The sequence below is a fragment of the Hydrocoleum sp. CS-953 genome, assembly GCF_002260545.1.
GTDB lineage: Bacteria > Cyanobacteriota > Cyanobacteriia > Cyanobacteriales > Microcoleaceae > Trichodesmium.
The window spans coordinates 1-2532 of sequence record NZ_LGSU01000243.1 but is presented as its reverse complement, the minus strand read 5'-3'; the positions used below and the strand labels follow the sequence as shown (position 1 = coordinate 2532).

At 37.2% G+C, this 2532-nt stretch carries 1 protein-coding gene; it reads right to left on the bottom strand.

Going from position 1 to position 2532, the window contains the following annotated elements; all coding sequences use genetic code 11:
• Nucleotides 1-312 precede the first annotated feature (312 nt).
• Nucleotides 313-1821, bottom strand: a complete 1509-nt coding sequence (locus AFK68_RS02095) for a UbiD family decarboxylase (protein WP_094671247.1) — start codon at nt 1819-1821, stop codon at nt 313-315.
• Nucleotides 1822-2532 lie beyond the last annotated feature (711 nt).

Here is a 2532-nt window from a genome sequence, read left to right as displayed (position 1 = left end):
ATGACTTACAATTATAATACTAAATCATTGGTTGATATAGCTTGTATAATTTGAAGTAATTATTGATTATTCATGATCAATTATTAATCAATGAAATGTAGTTAATTGACCTGAAAACTACTGAAGTAATTATCAATTATCCATTATCAATTATCCATTATCCATTATCCATTATCCATTATCCATTATCAATTAATTAATGAATCTCATACCCAAACAAATTCGGGTCAACCTCTCCTAANTAATTATCAATTATCCATTATCAATTATCCATTATCCATTATCCATTATCCATTATCCATTATCAATTAATTAATGAATCTCATACCCAAACAAATTCGGGTCAACCTCTCCTAACTTCAAATCATCCAACCCATACTCTCCCCAACGTCTCTCCACCATTGCAGCTACATCCGGGTCAGACTCCAAAGTTGCACCCCACTCATGGTCAGTCTCAGGGGGAATTTTTGTCGTCGCATCTATTCCCATCCGACCACCTAAACCAATTTTCTCACTGGCAAAGTCTAAACTATCGAAAGGGGTATTGGGCAAAATAAACACATCTCTAGAAGGATCTACTTTAGAACTAATTGCCCAAACTACTTGACGCGGGTCACGAATATTGATACTATCGTCTACTACAATGACAAACTTTGTGTAAGTAAACTGTGGCAAAGCACTCCAGAAAGCTAAAGCTGCTCGTCTTGCTTGACCTGGATATGCTTTCTTAATAGAAATAACCGCTGCTTTGTAACTTAGAGCTTCCATCGGTAGGAAAAAATCCACAATTTCTGAAACTTGCTGTCTGAGAATAGGAGTATAGATCCGATTCAGAGCGATCGCCATCATTGCCTCTTCTTTAGGAGGTCTACCACTAAAAGTTGTTAAATAAATTGGGTCTTTCCGGTGAGTCATGCAGTGAAATCTAATTACCGGAGAATCTTCCACTCCACCATAATAACCCATGTGGTCGCCAAAGGGGCCATCTGGCAATACTTCCCCAGGAGTAATAGTACCTTCTAGCACAAATTCTGAATCTGCGGGTACTTCCAAATCTAGAGTTTTGCACTTATTTAATTTCACACCCGAACCACCATAAAGTCCAGCAAATAACCATTCTGACAAATCTACTGGAATTGGAGTAGCAGCAGCCATAATAATTAATGGATCTACTCCCAGAGCAATTGCAATTTCTAACTTTTTCCCATTTTCCGCAGCCTTCCGTAAATGTCGCGCTCCACCACGGACAGATAACCAATGTACACTCATGGTATTACGAGACTGTAGTTGTAACCGATAAACCCCCACGTTAGGAGTACCTGTCTCACAATCTTTAGTAATGACCAAACCCAGAGTAATAATTTTACCTGCGTCTCCTGGATAGGGGCGAATCATTGGAATTTTGTTTAAGTCAAGAGCATCCCCTTCAATAATTACCTGTTGACAAGGTGGAAAAAAGTCGCGCCCTGGTTTTGCCTTAACCACATCAAATAGAACTTTACCAAATTCTACAGCTTGGGAAATCTTTTTTGGAGGTTTGGGTTGTTGCAGCATTCCCAATTTTTTACCCAAGGTTTCCAACTCCTGGGGTTTTTCCATATTCATTGCCCAGCATACTCGTTCTTCTGTACCTAAGAGATTTATTGCTATGGAGTGGTCAGACCCTTTAACATTTTCAAATAGGAGAGCAGGGCCACCTTTTTGTAGCATTCGATTACAAATTTCTGCTATTTCTAGGTCAGGGTCAACTAAGGCATTGATTCGCCGTAGTTGTCCTCGGTCTTCTAAAATTTTTAGGAATCCTCTTAAATCGCGGGCCATAATTTTATTAAATTTTGTTAAACAATGGTTATGGTATCACAGGAGTCAGGAGTCAGAAGTCAGGAGTCAGTAGAAATAGTTTTAACCTCATTTATGACCCGTAAAGTTTCTCTTTTTCATCAAAAATATATCTGATATAAAGTCTTTGAACTGCTGCTTATTATTCTTAAGATTCTTTCCAATTGGTATTATTGCCAAGGACTAAAAAGCATACTGCTATCAAATCAGCAGAGTGGGTTTGCTGATTCACCGAATAATTAATTATTAATTATTAATTATTAAATACCTTGATTGAAAGGCTCTCCTATTATATTAGGGAAAAAAAGATTTTTTTTTGAGCGTCAATCTTCTCCCTTTTATGGCTATGCTTTATAAACATCTTTACTTAACATAAAACGTAGACATTACAGAGAAGTTATGTATTTGCCATTAAATCAATATTTCGGGAGAGTAAACGTAATTTAATTAGAGGTTTTTCTCCCCCAACCTCTCCATCTCCCCACCCCCCGAATTCCTATCATCAAAAGGTTTTAGGAGTTCCTGATCGGGGATAGCTTTTAGGGAGAGGTGATTATTAATTGTTATATCGTTTCACGGAAGTCACTTATTCAAAAGTAAAAAGTCATGCTTGAAGATTTGATCGGTTTAAAACTTTGACTATAGATTAATTTCCGGAAATTATTTCACATTTAAACTGGGAAACTATTTGTG

Excerpts from the sequence above, each read along its gene's own strand:
- AFK68_RS02095 (WP_094671247.1), bottom strand. The coding sequence starts at position 1,821 with ATGGCCCGCGATTTAAGAGGATTCCTAAAAATTTTAGAAGACCGAGGA.